This is a genomic window from Acidovorax sp. HMWF018 (assembly GCF_003061035.1).
In the GTDB taxonomy this organism is placed as follows: Bacteria; Pseudomonadota; Gammaproteobacteria; order Burkholderiales; family Burkholderiaceae_C; genus Acidovorax; species Acidovorax delafieldii.
On sequence record NZ_QAIM01000265.1, the window covers coordinates 43,326 to 58,952 of the forward strand.

General features: G+C 64.6%; 12 protein-coding genes. 8 read left to right on the forward strand and 4 right to left on the reverse strand.

Features of this window, described 5'->3' with window-relative positions; translation table 11 throughout:
- The first annotated feature begins 90 nt into the window (after nt 1–90).
- Together DBR23_RS09920 and DBR23_RS09925 are read left to right on the forward strand one after the other, a co-directional pair.
- Nucleotides 91–1,983 carry a sensor histidine kinase gene (locus DBR23_RS09920; protein ID WP_158276445.1) on the forward strand — a complete coding sequence of 631 codons (1,893 nt, stop codon included), beginning with the start codon at nt 91–93 and terminating at the stop codon, nt 1,981–1,983.
- Between the two features lie 135 nt (nt 1,984–2,118).
- Nucleotides 2,119–3,429, forward strand: coding sequence for a tetratricopeptide repeat protein (locus tag DBR23_RS09925; RefSeq protein WP_108498124.1), 1,311 nt, complete (start codon nt 2,119–2,121; stop codon nt 3,427–3,429).
- A gap of 49 nt (nt 3,430–3,478) precedes the next feature.
- Here DBR23_RS09925 and DBR23_RS09930 read toward each other — a convergent pair whose 3' ends face one another.
- Nucleotides 3,479–4,036 (reverse strand): HNH endonuclease, encoded by a 558-nt coding sequence (locus DBR23_RS09930; protein ID WP_055401504.1) that lies wholly within the window; start codon nt 4,034–4,036, stop codon nt 3,479–3,481.
- Nucleotides 4,037–4,203: 167 nt separating this feature from the next.
- Between DBR23_RS09930 and DBR23_RS09935 the strand changes: the two genes are divergently transcribed.
- From DBR23_RS09935 to DBR23_RS09950, 4 genes are all read left to right on the forward strand, one after another.
- Nucleotides 4,204–5,256: a bifunctional riboflavin kinase/FAD synthetase gene (locus DBR23_RS09935; protein WP_108498125.1), complete on the forward strand. Its 1,053-nt coding sequence runs from the start codon at nt 4,204–4,206 to the stop codon at nt 5,254–5,256.
- A 113-nt stretch (nt 5,257–5,369) separates the two neighbouring features.
- Complete coding sequence (gene ileS, locus DBR23_RS09940; protein ID WP_108498126.1) at nt 5,370–8,255, forward strand: isoleucine--tRNA ligase; 2,886 nt, start codon at nt 5,370–5,372, stop codon at nt 8,253–8,255.
- A complete protein-coding gene (lspA, locus tag DBR23_RS09945; RefSeq protein ID WP_108498127.1) occupies nt 8,255–8,758 on the forward strand; it encodes a signal peptidase II in 504 nt (167 codons plus the stop codon). The genes ileS and lspA overlap by 1 nt, the downstream gene beginning before the upstream one ends.
- A 231-nt stretch (nt 8,759–8,989) precedes the next feature.
- The gene (locus DBR23_RS09950) at nt 8,990–10,645 is read left to right on the forward strand and encodes a Na/Pi cotransporter family protein (RefSeq protein ID WP_015013072.1); all 1,656 of its coding nucleotides are present in this window, start codon (nt 8,990–8,992) and stop codon (nt 10,643–10,645) included.
- A gap of 68 nt (nt 10,646–10,713) precedes the next feature.
- On the opposite strand, the gene DBR23_RS09955 is transcribed toward DBR23_RS09950, so the two are convergent.
- Nucleotides 10,714–11,694: a bile acid:sodium symporter family protein gene (locus DBR23_RS09955; protein WP_108498134.1), complete on the reverse strand. Its 981-nt coding sequence runs from the start codon at nt 11,692–11,694 to the stop codon at nt 10,714–10,716.
- A gap of 131 nt (nt 11,695–11,825) precedes the next feature.
- On the opposite strand from DBR23_RS09955, the gene DBR23_RS09960 reads away from it, so the two are divergent.
- Nucleotides 11,826–12,749: a LysR family transcriptional regulator gene (locus tag DBR23_RS09960; RefSeq protein WP_108498128.1), complete on the forward strand. Its 924-nt coding sequence runs from the start codon at nt 11,826–11,828 to the stop codon at nt 12,747–12,749.
- 80 nt (nt 12,750–12,829) lie between these two features.
- Here the strand turns inward: DBR23_RS09960 and DBR23_RS09965 are convergent, their stop codons facing one another.
- Nucleotides 12,830–13,762 carry a LysR family transcriptional regulator gene (locus DBR23_RS09965; RefSeq protein WP_108498129.1) on the reverse strand — a complete coding sequence of 311 codons (933 nt, stop codon included), beginning with the start codon at nt 13,760–13,762 and terminating at the stop codon, nt 12,830–12,832.
- A gap of 97 nt (nt 13,763–13,859) precedes the next feature.
- On the opposite strand from DBR23_RS09965, the gene DBR23_RS09970 reads away from it, so the two are divergent.
- The gene (locus DBR23_RS09970; RefSeq protein ID WP_108498130.1) at nt 13,860–14,951 is read left to right on the forward strand and encodes an NAD-dependent epimerase/dehydratase family protein; all 1,092 of its coding nucleotides are present in this window, start codon (nt 13,860–13,862) and stop codon (nt 14,949–14,951) included.
- Here DBR23_RS09970 and DBR23_RS09975 read toward each other — a convergent pair.
- The coding region (locus tag DBR23_RS09975; protein WP_233250375.1) for an NUDIX domain-containing protein at nt 14,905–15,627 on the reverse strand (723 nt) is incomplete at its 5' end. The two genes, DBR23_RS09970 and DBR23_RS09975, sit on opposite strands and share 47 nt — an antisense overlap.

Consider the following 15,627-nt stretch of genomic DNA (forward strand, 5'->3'; position numbering starts at 1 on the left):
TGGCTCTTCGCTCTGCTATGGGGTTTGGCATGCACACCAGCACAAGCGCTACAAACGCCAACCAGTTGGCAGCTGGGTTGGGATGTCCCCATGGACAGACTGGATGATCCCAGCGGGAACCTGGGACCTGAGGCGATCAGCACCACTCCGGCAGAAGGAGCTAAAGCCAACCTTCAAGCGCCTTTGAGCGCTGGGTATCTGCGTCACACAGTATGGCTGCGCCTCAAGGTGCCAGCCCTACCCTCTGAACATGAACCGGGAGATCTCTGGCTGCTGGCACAGCCGACCTATCTCGACTTTGTGACCCTGTACCAGAAGGGCAGCGATGGTGCGTGGCGTATACAGGAGAGTGGGGATCTGGTGCCCACGGATCGCAAACCTGGAGTTAGGCAACATCTGTTTCGTTTGACACCCGGCCGGGAAGCTCTCATCCGGATTCATACAACCAGCGCGACGCAGTTCCAAGCGGACATTCTTGACACCCATGCCCTTGCAACCACCCTAGCATCCGCTGAACGGCTCATGGGGCTTTATTTCGGCGCCATGTCCGCTCTTTTGGTCGGCATCTGGGCTGCCACCATCATTTTCCGGACGCGTGCGCTCTTCTCGCTCGCGGTCTTGGTGACTGCCAGCGCCATTCACGTGTTCAACGTGCGGGGCTACTCAAGTCTCTGGACCCCACCGGACTTCAGCTTCTGGGACAGCAACGCGGTGAGCATAGGAGCCTTTCTGCTACCCGCAGCGCTGGCGTGGCAGATCAAGGAGCAACTGACACGCAATACGCCCTACCGGTGGACCGACAGATTTCTGACATTCCTCATCGCTGTGAATGTGCTGGGAGCATTCAGTGGGCCTTTGGGTTTCTACCCTGATGTGGCGTGGGTCAATCTGATCTCTCTGCTGGCCAGCGACATCGTAGGAATATCACTGTGCTGGCTGGCCTTACAGCGGCGAGACCGCCTCGGTCCGCATGTGCTTTTGCTCCTGGCATACGGTCTGCACTGCGTGTGCGGTGTGCCGATCGCCATTCTCATGACGGGTCAGATTCAATGGAACGTCGATGCGACATTGATCTGGCAACTTGAGGCCATCGTGTTCACCGCCCTGCTGGCCAGTGCGGTGTTCGTGGGGATGGTGACCCGGTATCGAAAAGCCCAGCGTGCCAAGGACCAGGCCATAGAACGGCTGGCGCTGTCCGAGCAGTCGCTGGAGGAACGCATCCTGCAGCGGACTACGGAGCTATCTGCGGCCCAAGTCGCGCTTGCAACATCGCTTGAAAGCGAGCGCGCCTTGCGAGATGAACAACGGCAGTTCTTCCACATGATCAGCCATGAGTTCCGAACCCCATTGACGGTGATCGATAGCGCTGCGGCAGAGCAGCAGAGCTTTCCCTCCGCCGAGCTGCAGCCCCAGGTCGATCGGGCCGTGCAAATACGCAGGGCCAGCAGGCGCCTGGCCGCATTGGTCGACAGCTGCCTGATCAATGAGCGACTCGACCACAGCGGCCTCGCGCTGCAGGCCTCTCCGGTCAAAGTCATCGACTTGCTTCACCACGCCGCTCAACTGGTGCACTGGTCGCCTCGCCACCGCTTGCAGCTTTTTACCGACTCTGCGCCCCTGGAATGGGTCTGCGACGCAACCCTGGTGCACATTGCCCTGTCCAACTTGGTGGACAACGCCGTGAAGTATGCGACCGCTGGAGAAATATTCATTGCGGCGCAAAAAGGTGAGACAGGGCTGCTTGAAATCTCTGTGGCCGACGAAGGCTCGGGAATGTCGCTGGACGTGATGAACCGCATCTTTGAACAGTTTGAGCGAGGCGACCGCACGGACCAAAGCAAGGGGTTTGGCCTTGGACTATGGGTTGCTCGCCGCATTGCACGCTTGCACGGGGGCGACATCACCGTTCAATCCAGCGAGGGCTTGGGCGCTTGCTTCACGTTGACACTGGCCTCGCAGCGCATCAGTCCAAGCGGGAGATAAGGTTCACCTTCACCAAGCAGCCAGAAAGCTTCACCGGCTGAATCCTGGATAATCACCCCTCGCATTTCTTGTTGACGCCGACCCTTCCACGTCCGGCAGACCGCCCTGCGGTCTATTTTCAAAGTTCCAGCACCCATGAGCGCCACAGCGACCGACCCCAACCTTCAGCACCTGACCCAGGCCCGCGAGCAGATTGCACAAGGCGATCTCAAGAACGCCGCGCTCACACTCAACAAGGCCAACGCACAATGGCCTCAAGATCCTCGGGTTTTCATGCTCGGCGGTCTGCTGGCTGAAAAGGCGGGCAACGTTCAAGGCGCATTTGATGCGCTGCGCAAGTCAGTGTCCCTGGCGCCTGACTGGGGGCCGGGACTGCTGGAACTGGCATTGCTGCTGGCGCGCCAGAATCAATTTCCAGAAGCGATAGAAACCGCCGAAAAAGTAGCCGCACTTGAACCCAAAAACCTGCAGGTGCTAGCAGGTGTGATCGATATCGCGCATCGTGCCGGTCATCTGGAGATGGCTGTCCGCCACTTGCAACGAGGCCTTGAGCTGGTGCCCGGCGATATCGCGCTACGGCGCCTGCTGGCACGCGACCTGAGTGAACAAGGCAAGCACGAGGAGTCCCTTGCGATATGGGACAGCCTGGTGCAGGAACAACCGCAGGATTCGCAGTCGCTGGTCGGCCGTGTCCAGGCGTGTATCGCAGCCGGGAAGCCAACCGACGCCAAGGAAAATACAACGGCTTTGCTGAGCTTGGCACCGGACGACGCGGTGTACCAGTACTACGGACAGCTTGCAAACGGTGCAACGCCAGGGGAACAGCCCCCTGAACTAACGCGTTCTATCTTTGACAATATGGCTGAGTTTTACGATTTGCACGTTGTGCGTGGTCTCAAGTACCAGTTGCCCAAACAAGTCGGCGACAAGATCCTGGCGCAACATCCTGACAAAAAAATCAATGTCCTGGATCTTGGCTGTGGAACGGGGCTGCTGGGGGTGTGCTTGGGCCGCCTGGACGGCGCACTGGTGGGCGTAGACCCATCGATGAAAATGATTGAGCAAGCCGCGCGGCACAACGTCTACGACCGCTTCCATACGGTGAATTTGCATGACGCCCTGCGCGAAACGCCCGATGCGCTCTATCAGGTGATTACAGCGTTGGACGTTTTTATCTATGCGGGCGACGTGACGCAATCGATCCCCAACGCGCACCGTGTCCTGACGCCAGGCGGCATGATGGTCTTCTCGTTTGAAACAGCTCCTGAACAGGGACCTGATTTGGTCCTGCAGCCGACGGGCCGGTATGCACACAAGCGAAGCCACGTGGAGTCTCTTTGCCAGTCCACCGGCTTTGCGACTGTGGAGATCCAGGACACCGTTTTGCGCGAAGAAAATCGCCAACCGGTTCCCGGGTTTGTCGTAACAGCCTACAAACAAGCCTGACGCTTAGCGCCACCAGCGCATCGTTTGCGCTGGAGCAAGGCTTCTCATCTCAAGCGAGCAGGCGCGACGACTTGGGCACATGGGCCATGAGGAATTCCATCTGATCGGCCAGGATGCGCCGATTGCGCAGAATGAAGTCCTCCCACAGGCTCGGCACATAGGGCGCGTACAGCAGCGGCATGTGCGCCTGCTCCGGGGTGCGCGGGCCCTTGCGGTGGTTGCAGGGGCGGCAGGCCGTGACCACGTTCATCCAGTGGTCCTGGCCGTTGCGGGCGAAGGGCACGATGTGTTCGCGCGTCAGGTCTTCTTCGTGAAAGTGCCCGCCGCAGTAGGCACACACATTGCGGTCGCGGGCAAAGAGCTTGCTGTTGGTCAGGCTGGGCTTGAGCTCGAACGGATTGATGCTGGGCACGCCCTTGGTGCCGATGATGCTGTTGATGGCGATCACCGATTGCTCACCCGAGATGGCGTTGTGCCCGCCCCGGAACCGGGCAATCTGGGCACCAGACTCCCAGCGCACTTCCCCGGCGGCGTAATGAATGACCGCCTGCTCCAGCGAAATCCACGATTGGGGCAGCCCTTGGGCTGACAGCTTCAAGACCTTCAAAACACGCCTCCTGGAACACAAAGTACACAAGGATCGGAACGCAGATGTCTCGCGGGCAGCCCTGCGCGGGGCCAGCCGTGGGTCACAATATACTCCGTTTTCATGACAAATTGGCGTCCTGCGCTTATTGCGCTTGCACAGACCGCTATCAAAAAGATAACAAACCGATGAAGATCTTTCGCGGATTCCACCACCCTGGCATTGCCAATGCCTGTGCGCTGACCATTGGCAATTTCGATGGTGTGCACCGGGGCCACCAGGCCATGCTGGCCTTGCTGAACAGCGAGGCTGCACACAGGGGCGTGGAAAGCTGCGTGCTGACGTTCGAGCCCCACCCCCGCGACTACTTCGCGGGCGCCCACCAAAAGCCCGAGCTGGCACCCGCACGCATCGGCACCCTGCGCGACAAGCTCACCGAACTGGCCCGCTGCGGTGTGCAGCAGACCGTAGTGCTGCCGTTTGACGCGCGGCTGGCCGCCCAGTCGCCCGACGCTTTCATCGACGAGGTGCTGGTGCGTGGCCTGGGGGCCCGGTACGTGCTGGTGGGCGACGATTTCCGCTTTGGCCGCCAGCGAGCGGGCGACTACGCCATGCTGGACGCGGCCGGGCAAGCCAAGGGCTTCGACGTAGCGCGCATGAACAGCTACGAGGTGCACGGCCTGCGCGTGTCCAGTTCCGCCGTGCGCCAAGCCCTCGCGGCGGGCGACACGGAGGCTGCGGCACGCCTGCTGGGGAGGCCCTACACCATCAGCGGCCATGTGGTGCATGGCCGCAAGCTGGGGCGCGAACTGGGCGCCACGGCGGAAGGCGCGGGCGACGGTTTTCGCACCCTCAACCTGCGGTTTGCGCACTGGAAACCCGCCGCCAGCGGCATCTTTGCCGTACTGGTGCATGGTCTCGCTGGCGAGCCCTTGCCGGGTGTGGCCAACCTGGGCGTGCGCCCCTCCCTGGACCCCAATGACGTGAACGGCGGCCGCGTGCTGCTGGAAACACATTGCCTGCACTGGCCTGCCGAACTGGGTGCCGAAGGGGCGTACGGTAAAATCGTGCGTGTGGAACTACTGCACAAACTGCACGACGAACTGAAGTACGACAGTCTGGACGCCCTGACGACGGGTATCGCGAACGACTGTGCGGATGCGCGCGTCTACTTTGCATCGGCCCACGCCGCTCCCAACCACACCGAGACCCGGCGCCAAACCACGCGCGACCGAATTTAGGGGGCTGCCTGCGCAGCGCCTGCCCTGCAGGCACTACACCTCCCGCGTTTCGCCCCCTGTTCCCCCGCATTGCTCCGGGCCTGCCCCGGAATGCCCCGTTTTAAGGCTCCTTCATGTCCGACAACGCCAGTACCCCCGCATCCACCGCCACGGACTACCGCAGCACGCTGAACCTGCCCGACACCCCCTTCCCCATGCGCGGCGACCTGCCCAAGCGCGAGCCGGGCTGGGTGAAGGACTGGGAAGACCAGGGCGTCTACAAGCGCCTGCGCGACGCCCGCCGGGGAGCCCCCAAGTTCATCCTGCACGACGGCCCGCCCTACGCCAACGGCCAGATCCACATGGGCCACGCGGTCAACAAGATCCTCAAGGACATGATCACCAAAGCGCGCCAGCTCGAAGGCTTTGACGCGCTGTACGTGCCTGGCTGGGACTGCCACGGTCTGCCGATCGAGAACGCCATCGAGAAGAAACACGGCCGCAACCTGAGCCGCGATGACATGCAGGCCAAGAGCCGCGCGTTTGCCACCGAGCAGATCGCGCAGCAGATGGTGGACTTCAAGCGCCTGGGCGTGCTGGGCGAATGGGACAACCCCTACAAGACCATGAACCCCGCGAACGAAGCGGGCGAGATCCGCGCCTTCAAGCGCGTGATGGAGCGCGGCTTTGTGTACCGGGGCCTCAAGCCCGTGTACTGGTGTTTTGACTGCGGCTCTTCGCTGGCCGAGTTCGAGATCGAATACCAGGACAAGAAGAGCACCACGCTGGACGTGGCCTTCAAGTCGCACGACCCCGCCAAGCTGGCAGCCGCCTTTGGCCTGCCCGCATTGGTCAAGGATGCGTTTGTGGTCATCTGGACCACCACTGCCTGGACCATCCCTGCCAACCAGGCGCTGAACCTCAACCCCGAGATCAGCTACGCGCTGGTGGACACGGGCGAGCGCATCCTGCTCGTGGCCGAGCCGCTGGTGGCCTCGTGCCTGGAGCGCTATGGCCTCACCGGCAGCGTGCTGGCCTCCACCCTGGGCAAGAACCTGGGCGGCCTGGAATTCGAACACCCGCTGTACGACGTGGCCAGCGAGGACGGAACCCAGGGTTACAAGCGCCTGTCGCCCGTGTACCTGGCCGACTACGCCACGGCCGACGACGGCACGGGTATCGTGCACTCCTCGCCCGCCTACGGTCTGGAAGACTTCAACTCCTGCCGCGCGCATGGCATGGCGCTCGACGACATCCTGAACCCCGTGCAGGGCAACGGCACCTACGCGGCCGACTTCCCGCTGTTTGGCGGCCAGCACATCTGGAAGGCCGTGCCCGTGATCATCGAAGCCTTGCGCAACGCAGGCCGCCTGATGACCACCAAGGACATCACACACAGCTACCCGCACTGCTGGCGCCACAAGACGCCGGTGATCTACCGCGCCGCCGCACAGTGGTTCGTGCGCATGGACGAGGGCGAAGGCGTGTTCACCCAGCCCGGCATGAAGCCCGCCAAGACGCTGCGCCAGATCGCGCTGGATGCCATCGAGCACACCAGTTTCTACCCCGAGAACGGCAAGGCCCGCCTGCACGACATGATCGCCGGGCGGCCCGACTGGTGCATCTCGCGCCAGCGCAGCTGGGGCGTTCCCATCCCGTTCTTCCTGCACAAGGATTCGGGCGAGCTGCACCCGCGCACCATGGAAATCATGGACCAGGCGGCTGACATCGTTGAAAAGGGCGGCATCGAGGCCTGGAGCCGCGTGACGACCGAGGAAATCCTGGGCGCCGAAGACGCGCCGCACTACACCAAGAGCACCGACATCCTGGAGGTGTGGTTTGACTCCGGCTCCACCTTCAGCCATGTGCTGCGCGGCACGCACCCCGAGGTGCACCACGACACCGGCCCTGAGGCCGACCTGTACCTCGAAGGCCATGACCAGCACCGCGGCTGGTTCCATAGCTCGCTGCTGCTGGCCTCCGCGCTGGAAGGCCGCGCGCCCTATCGCGGCCTGCTGACCCATGGCTTCACCGTGGACAGCCAGGGCCGCAAGATGAGCAAGTCGCTGGGCAACGGCATCGACCCGCAGGAAATCAACAAGAAGCTGGGCGCCGAGATCATCCGTCTGTGGGTGGCCGCCAGCGACTACTCCGGCGACATCGCGGGCGACGAGAAGATCCTGGCCCGCGTGGTGGACGCCTACCGCCGCATCCGCAACACACTGCGCTTCCTGCTGGCCAACGTGAGCGATTTCGACCAGGCCAAGGATGCCGTGCCGTTCGACCAGATGCTGGAGATCGACCGTTACGCCCTCACCCGCGCATCCGAGTTCCAGGCCGAGGTGCTGGCGCACTACAAGGTCTACGAATTCCACCCCGTGGTGGCCAAGCTGCAGCTGTACTGCTCGGAAGACCTGGGCGGCTTTTACCTCGACGTGCTCAAGGACCGCCTGTACACCACGGCGCCCAAGAGCCTGGCCCGCCGCAGTGCCCAGACCGCGCTCTACAACATCACGCACGCCATGCTGCGCTGGATGGCGCCGTTCCTGTCGTTCACGGCCGAAGAGGCGTGGAAGGTGTTTGGCAACTCCGACTCCATCTTCCTGGAGACCTATGGCAACGTGGCGGGCGTGGGTGCCGGTGCCGACGAAGGCCTGTTGGCCAAGTGGGCGCGCATCCGCGAGATCCGCGATGCAGTCAACAAGGAGATCGAAGCGCTGCGCGCCGCCGGTCAGGTCGGCTCGTCGCTGCAGGCCACCGTCACCCTCACGGCTGCGCCGGAGGACCACGCACTGCTGGCCAGCCTGGGCGATGACCTCAAGTTCGTCTTCATCACCTCCGCTATTGAATTAGTAGCTGGTAGCGCTTTGCAGATCAGCGTCAAGCCCAGCTCCGACGCGAAGTGCGAGCGCTGCTGGCACTACCGCAGTGATGTGGGCAGCGATGCCGCCCATCCCACCATCTGCGGCCGCTGCACCAGCAACCTCCACGGCGACGGCGAAAGCCGGGCGCACGCGTGATGGCGCGCACAGCACAGGCCGGACGCACCGGCGCGGGCATGTGGCCATGGCTGGCATGGGCGGTGTTGCTGATGGGCGCCGACCAGATCACCAAGACGCTGATCCTCAACCACTACCAGCTGGGCGACTCCACGTTCATCACCAGCTTCTTCAACATCGTGCGCGCGCACAACACAGGCGCAGCGTTCTCGTTCTTGTCGGACGCGGGCGGCTGGCAGCGCTGGCTGTTCACCGGCATCGGCGTGGCGGCCACGATCTTCATCGTGTGGCAGCTGCGCGCGCACCCGGGCCAGAAGCTGTTCAGCTTTGCGCTGTCCAGCATTCTGGGTGGCGCAGTGGGCAACGTGGTGGACCGGCTCATGCACGGCTATGTGGTGGACTTCTTGCAGTTCCACTACGCGGGCTGGTACTTCCCGTCGTTCAACCTGGCGGACTCGGCCATCACGGTGGGTGCGGCCTGCCTGATCCTGGACGAGCTGCTGCGGGTGCGGCGCGAGCGTTGAGGCCACGCTGGCTTTGTTCCCCCTGAACGGCCCGCTGCATGCGGGCCGTGCTGTTTGTGCGCAGCAACGCACCCAGCGCCGACATGGGCATCTGCTCCAGCGCTATGGAATCAGGAGTATGCTTATGTGTCAGTTTTATGACAGCCCGGTGTGCGCGGTTCTTGCATTGGCCCCTGGGTCTGGTCATCGCAGGGTTTGCGCCCATCACAAGAAGAAGAAACAACGGTTTTCATGAAGCATCTCCTCAATCTCCTGGCAGCCGTGGCGCTGCTGATCTGGGGCACCCACCTGGTGCGCACCGGCATCCTGCGCGTATTCGGCGCCAACCTGCGCCAGCTGATTGCGCACAGCGTCAGCAGCCGCTTCACCGCTGTGCTCTCCGGCATTGGCGTGACGGCGGTGGTGCAGTCCAGCACGGCCACCGCGCTCATCGTGTCGTCCTTTGTGGGCCAGGGCCTGGTGGGCCTGCCTGCGGCGCTGGCCGTGATGCTGGGCGCCGACGTGGGCACCAGCGTGATGGCCGTGGTGTTCTCCATGGACCTGTCGTGGCTGTCGCCCCTGTTCATCTTTGTGGGCGTGGTGCTGTTCATCTCGCGCAAGGACACCGCCGTGGGCCGCGTGGGCCGGGTGCTGATCGGCCTGGGGCTGATGCTGCTGGCGTTGCGCCTCATCACCGAATCGACCACGGTGCTCACCCAGTCGCCCACCGTGCGCACGCTGCTGGGCGCGCTCACCAGCGATCTGCTGCTGGAGATTTTTACCGGCGCCATTCTGGCCATCGTGGCGTACTCCAGCCTCGCCACTGTGCTGCTCACAGCGGCGCTGGCGGGCTCGGGCGGTATTCCGGCAGACGTGGCGCTGGGTCTGGTGCTGGGCGCCAACCTGGGCAGCGGTGTGCTGGCGGTGTTGACCACCATGAAGTCCAACGTGCAGACACGCCAGGTGCCACTGGGCAATCTGTTCTTCAAGATCATTGGCGTGCTCATCATGACGCCGCTCACCGGCTTGTGGCTTCAGCATGTGCGGCCCTACGTGCCCGAAACCGCCGCCCTGGTGGTGCTGTTCCACCTGGCCTTCAATATCGTGGTGGGCATCGTCTGCATTGGCCTGACAGGTACGGTGGCGCGGGCCGTGCAGCGCCTGCTGCCGGTGGAAAAGGCGCAGGCGGCCGCAGGCACCCGTCCCCAGCATCTGGACCCCTCCGCCCTGGCCACGCCATCGCTCGCCATCTCATGCGCGGCGCGCGAAGCCCTGCACCAGGCCGACGTGGTCGAATCAATGCTGCTGGGCCTGCACAAGGTGATCCGCACGGACGACCTGCAGTTGGCGGAAGACCTGCGCAAGCTCGACGACGAGGTGGACGGCCTGTATTCGGCCATCAAGTACTACATGACCAAGATCTCGCGCGAGGCCCTGGACGAACGCGAGGGCCGCCGCTGGGCCGACATCATCAGCTTCACCATCAACATGGAGCAGATCGGCGACATCATCGAACGGGTGCTGATCGACATCGAGGACAAGAAGATCAAGAAGGGCCGCCAGTTCTCCGAGGCGGGCATGGAAGAGATCAACGAGCTGCACGCCCGCCTGATCGACAACCTGCGGCTGGCCATGAGCGTGTTCTTGAACGGCAGCGTGCGCGACGCACAAAAGCTGCTCGAAGAAAAAGCGCGCTTTCGCGACCTGGAACATGCCTATTCGGCCACCCACCTGGCACGCCTGTCAGACAACACCGTGCAGAGCATCGAGACCAGTTCACTGCACATCGACCTGATCAGCGAGCTCAAGCGCATCAACTCGCTGCTGTGCTCGGTGGCCTACCCCATTCTGGAATCGGCCGGCGCCCTGGCGCCCAGCCGCCTGCGCACGCTCAACGAACAAAGTTGAAGCCTTTTGGGCTGCAGGCGCATATTCCCTACGCGCTTTCAGCTACATAAAAGATAGCAAACTAGCGTCTACGCACTGCGCCGCGCATAGCGCTGCGCCAGCACCGCACACACCATCAGCTGCATCTGGTGGAACACCATGATGGGCAGCACGATGGCGCCCACCGCGTGCGACGCAAACAGCACCTTGGCCATGGGCACACCGCTGGCCAGGCTCTTCTTGGAGCCGCAGAACACCAGGGTGATTTCGTCCTCCTTGGAGAACCCCATGCGCCGCGCAACCCAGGTGGTGGTCACCAGCGCCAGGGTCAGCAGCACGGCGCACACCACCACCAGGCCCAGCAGTGCAGACGCTGGCAACTGCCGCCACAGCCCCTCGACCACCGCTGCGCTGAAGGCGGTGAACACCACCAGCAGGATGGAGCCCTGGTCCACCAGCTTGAGCGCTGCCGCACGGCGCTGCACAAAACCGCCAATCCACGGACGCAGCAGGTGGCCCGCCACAAAGGGCACCAGCAGCTGCAAGGTGATGCGGCCGATGTTGGCCAGCGTGTCATGCTGCGCAGTGCCTGCCCGCTGCTGCGCCTCGGGCAGCAACAGGCCCACCAGCAGCGGTGTGATCGCAATGCCCAGCAGGGTCGATGCCGACGCGCTGCAGATGGCCGCCGGCATGTTGCCGCGCGCCATGGCCGTGAACGCAATGGCCGACTGCACCGTGGCTGGCAGCACGCACAGGTACAGGATGCCGGTGTAAAGCCCAGGCGTGACCAGCGGCAGCAGCACCGGCCGCAGCGCCCAGCCCAGCAGCGGGAACAGCACAAACGTGGTGCCCACCACCACCAGGTGCAGCCGCCAGTGCGAGAGCCCCGCCACGATGGCATCCCGCGAGAGCTTGGCCCCGTGCAAGAAGAACAGCAGCGCCACCGCAGCCACGGTGATCCCCTCCAGCGCCTGGGCCGCCACGCCCGATGCGGGCAACACGCTGGCGAGGGTGACGGTGCCCAGCAGTGCCAGGGTGAAGTTGTCGGGGAGAAAACGGGAACGGGCCATGGGTGACAGCGCAGCGGCAGCGCAAAAAATGCAAAAGGACATGGGGCACACAAACCCCAAAGACACGCATTGGACCGCAGCCTGATTCCAAAGAGAAATGGATTTCTCTGATGGATTTATGATTTGAGCGCATGAATATCACCCTGCGCCAGCTGCACGTGTTTCAGTCGGTGGCCGCCACCCGCAACTTCAGCCGCACCGGCGATGCGGTGGGCCTGACCCAACCGGCCGTGAGCCGCTGCATCACCGAGCTGGAAGCCCAGCTGGGCCTGAAGCTGCTCAACCGCACCACGCGCGAAGTGACGCTGACCGATGCGGGCCAGCGCCTGTCGGCCCGCCTGCCGCGCGTGCTGGAGGAGCTGGAGAACACGCTGCTGGACGTGCGGGAACTGGCCACCGAGCGGCGCGGCCGCGTGCGTGTGGCCAGCAGCCCCACGCTGTCGGCCAACCTCATGCCCGACTGCATCGCCGACTGCCAGCGCACCCTGCCGGGGCTGGAGCTGGTGCTGCTGGACCGCATCCAGAGCGCGGTGCTGGCCAGCGTGCTGTCGGGCGAGGTGGACTTTGGCGTGGTCATCGACCCCAGCGAGCGCGAGGCGCTGCACTGCGAGACCATCCTCACCGAACCCTTTTGCCTGGCCTGCCCGCCCGACCACCGGCTGGCGGGCAAACGCCAGGTGCGCTGGACCGACCTGCAGGGCGAAGCGCTGGTGCTGCTGGATCACGAATCCGGCAGCCGCCGCCTGATCGACCGCGCCCTGGCCGAGCACGGCGTGACGTGCACAGTGGCTCAGGAGGTGGGCCACCCCACCACCATCTTCCGCATGCTGGACGCAGGCCTGGGCATCTCGGTGATCCCCACCCTGGCGCTTCCGCCCGAAGGCCTGGCACGGCTGGCGGTGCGCCCCCTGGTGCCGCGCGTGGACCGCGAGATCATGCTGGTACACCGGAGGCACCGCGCGCTCTCGCCCATGGCGCAGGCGGCCTGGGATCTGGTGAAGGCGGTGGCGGTGCAGCGCAATGGCACGCAGGTTCTTAGCAACAAAGGCCGTTGAAAAAACTTCCAACGTATCTGCATGGGCATCTTCAGCTGCTTGATAAATCGCAGCCTTCCATGCCCATCCGATTCAGCGGACTAGTCGCCCGATTCGTCGCTGCCTGGTCCCTCGACAAGGTACTGCTCCAGCCCCACCACCAGCGCATCAAACGTGCGCCTGCAGCGCGGACTGGCGCGCAGGTCCTCGTGCATCACCACCCAGGTCTCCAGCCCGTATTGAAGCTGCTGCGGCAGCACCCGCACGAGTGCGGGGGCACTGCGCCGGGCCAGCGCTTCCTGACAAATGCCGATGCCGGCGCCTGCGCGGATAAAGGCCAGCTGCGCCACATCGCTGTCGCTGCGCACGGCAAACCGATCTCGCCGCCACACAGGCAGGGCCTTTTGGGCCGCACGCAAAAAAGGGGTTTCTGCATCAAAACCGATCAGGCGGTGCTGCGCCAGTTCGGCCAGGGTGGCGGGCATGCCCTGGGCGGCGATGTAGCGCGGATGGGCATACAGGCCCAACGGGATGGTGCCCACGCGGCGGGCGATGAGCGCGTCCTGCCGGGGTTCGGTCATGCGGATGGCGATGTCGGCCTCGCGCTGCAGCAGGTCGTGCACGCGGTTGCTCAGCACCAGCTCCACCGTCAACGCGGGATGCTCGGCCTGCAACTGCGCGAGGAGGGGCGGCAACACCTCGACCCCCATCACCTCGCTGGCGCTCACACGCACCGTGCCGCGCACGCCGTCGCCCTGGCTGTCAGCCGCGCGCACCAGCGCCGCCGCAGAGTGGCCCATGGCTTCGGCGTAGCTGCGCAGGGCCAACGCGGCCTCGGTCGGCAGCAGGCCCTGCTGAGAGCGCGTGAAGAGCACCAGCCCCAGGGCCTGCTCCAGCGCGGCAATGTGGCGGCCCACGGTGGGCTGTGTCACCCCCAGCGCACGCGCGGCGCCTGACAAGGAGCCCTCTCGCAGCACGCCGAGATACGAACGGTACAGCTCCCAGCCAATGTCATGGCGATCCGGTTGGTCCATACATAAATGTATAGCCAAGCACTCATTTTCAGCAATTCCATTGGATCGCCCTGGCGCAGACACTGCCTCCATCTACAGGTTTTGAAGGAGTATCGAGATGAGCAACAACCCCACGGGCAGCCGCCCCAAGGTACTGGTTCTGGGCGCCACCGGCGGCATTGGCGGCGAGGTGGCGCGCCAGCTGCGTGACCGGGGGTGGGAGGTGGTGGCACTGCACCGCAACGCTGCGCAGGCCAGAGAACAGCGCGACGGGTTCACCTGGATGCGGGGCGACGCGATGACCCTCGCCGACGTGATGGCCGCCGCCACAGGCTGCCAGGTGATCGTGCACGCGGTCAACCCGCCCGGCTACCGGCGCTGGAGCGAGCTGGTGCTGCCGATGATCGACAACACGATTGCAGCGGCCCGGGCGCACGGGGCCACGGTGGTGCTGCCAGGCACCGTCTACAACTACGGGCCTGAGGCCTTCCCGGTGCTGCACGAAGACGCCCCCCAACACCCCCGCACGCGCAAAGGTGCCCTGCGGGTGGAGCTGGAGCGCCGTCTGCAGCAAGCCACCGTGCCGCACCCGCTGGAGGCAGCATGCCGAGTGATCATCGTGCGCGCGGGCGACTTCTTTGGCCCGCAGGCGGGCAACAGCTGGTTTGCGCAGGGCCTCATCCAGCCGGGCCGACCGGTGGCCACGGTAAAGCAGCCAGGCGCGCCCGGCGTCGGGCACCAGTGGTCGTACTTGCCCGACGTGGCGCGCGCCATGGTGCTGCTGCTGGAGCGGCGCGCCGAGCTGCCCGCGTTTGCCCGTTTTCACCTGGCTGGGCATTGGGATGCCGACGGCACGCAGATGGCGGCTGCCATTGGCCGTGTGGTGGTGGCGCGGGGCAGCCAGGCGCCGCGCGTACAGGCTTTTCCGTGGTGGCTGGTCACGCTGGTCTCGCCGTTCGTGACCACCTTGCGTGAAATGCGCGAGATGCGCTACCTGTGGCAGCAGCCGGTGCGCATGGCCAACGACCGGCTGCGGGCGGTGCTGGGCGAGGAGCCACACACCCCGCTGGACGAGGCGGTGCAGGCCACCTTGCAGGGCCTGGGCTGCCTGCCAGCCTGCTCCGGTAGCAGCGGGAGCGGGCACGCACAGGCCGCACCGGCAACTACACCCCCAGAAACCCCGCAATCACCAGCCCGGCTTCCAGCGTGAACGCCCCCTGGGCCACCCGCTCGCGCACCGCGTCCAGAGGCAGCAGGTCAAAACGCTCGACCTCGCCGTCCTGGTTGTCGGGCTCCATGCCCTGAGGCACCTGGGCGCGAAACCAGTCGATGCGCTCGACCATGAAGCCCGCGCCCCCGCCCTCGCGGCTGGGGCGGCTGAACAGCACCTGGCCCCCGTGCGCCACGTCGGCCAATGCCTCCACCCGCAAACCGGCCTCTTCCCAGGTTTCGCGGGCCAGGGCCTGCGACAGAGAGTCGGCAGCGGAGACCATGCCCCCCATCAGCGTGTCCCACAGTCCGGGGTTGTTGGGCTTGGTCAGGGAGCGCTTTTGCACCCACATGCGCCCGTCGGGCGCCAGGCCCACCAGGTGCACGGCGCGGGTGGCCACGCCCAGCACACGTACCGCCCCGCGCTCCACGGTGCCGATGACCTCGCCCGCCGGGTTGGTGACCGCCAACTGCTCATCACGCCAGGGGCCGCACAGGCTGGCATCGCGCAGCGCGGCGGCCAGGGTGTTGAGGGCATCCGTGGTGTCGGTGGGCGATGCCTGCAAATGCCACGCACGGCCCTGAGAATGCTCTGCTTCTGATAGCTGGTAGCGCTTATTTATCAAGCGCTTCAGGCTGATTTGGCTGAAAAACCCCGGCGCTACCGAACCCACCAC

Coding starts and splice junctions, on each gene's coding strand:
- DBR23_RS09950 (WP_015013072.1), top strand. CDS start 8,990: ATGAAGCATCTCCTCAATCTCCTGGCAGCCGTGGCGCTGCTGATCTGG.
- DBR23_RS09955 (WP_108498134.1), bottom strand. CDS start 11,694: ATGGCCCGTTCCCGTTTTCTCCCCGACAACTTCACCCTGGCACTGCTG.
- DBR23_RS09920 (WP_158276445.1), top strand. CDS start 91: ATGGACAGACTGGATGATCCCAGCGGGAACCTGGGACCTGAGGCGATC.
- ileS (WP_108498126.1), top strand. CDS start 5,370: ATGTCCGACAACGCCAGTACCCCCGCATCCACCGCCACGGACTACCGC.
- lspA (WP_108498127.1), top strand. CDS start 8,255: ATGGCGCGCACAGCACAGGCCGGACGCACCGGCGCGGGCATGTGGCCA.
- DBR23_RS09960 (WP_108498128.1), top strand. CDS start 11,826: ATGAATATCACCCTGCGCCAGCTGCACGTGTTTCAGTCGGTGGCCGCC.
- DBR23_RS09925 (WP_108498124.1), top strand. CDS start 2,119: ATGAGCGCCACAGCGACCGACCCCAACCTTCAGCACCTGACCCAGGCC.
- DBR23_RS09965 (WP_108498129.1), bottom strand. CDS start 13,762: ATGGACCAACCGGATCGCCATGACATTGGCTGGGAGCTGTACCGTTCG.
- DBR23_RS09935 (WP_108498125.1), top strand. CDS start 4,204: ATGAAGATCTTTCGCGGATTCCACCACCCTGGCATTGCCAATGCCTGT.
- DBR23_RS09970 (WP_108498130.1), top strand. CDS start 13,860: ATGAGCAACAACCCCACGGGCAGCCGCCCCAAGGTACTGGTTCTGGGC.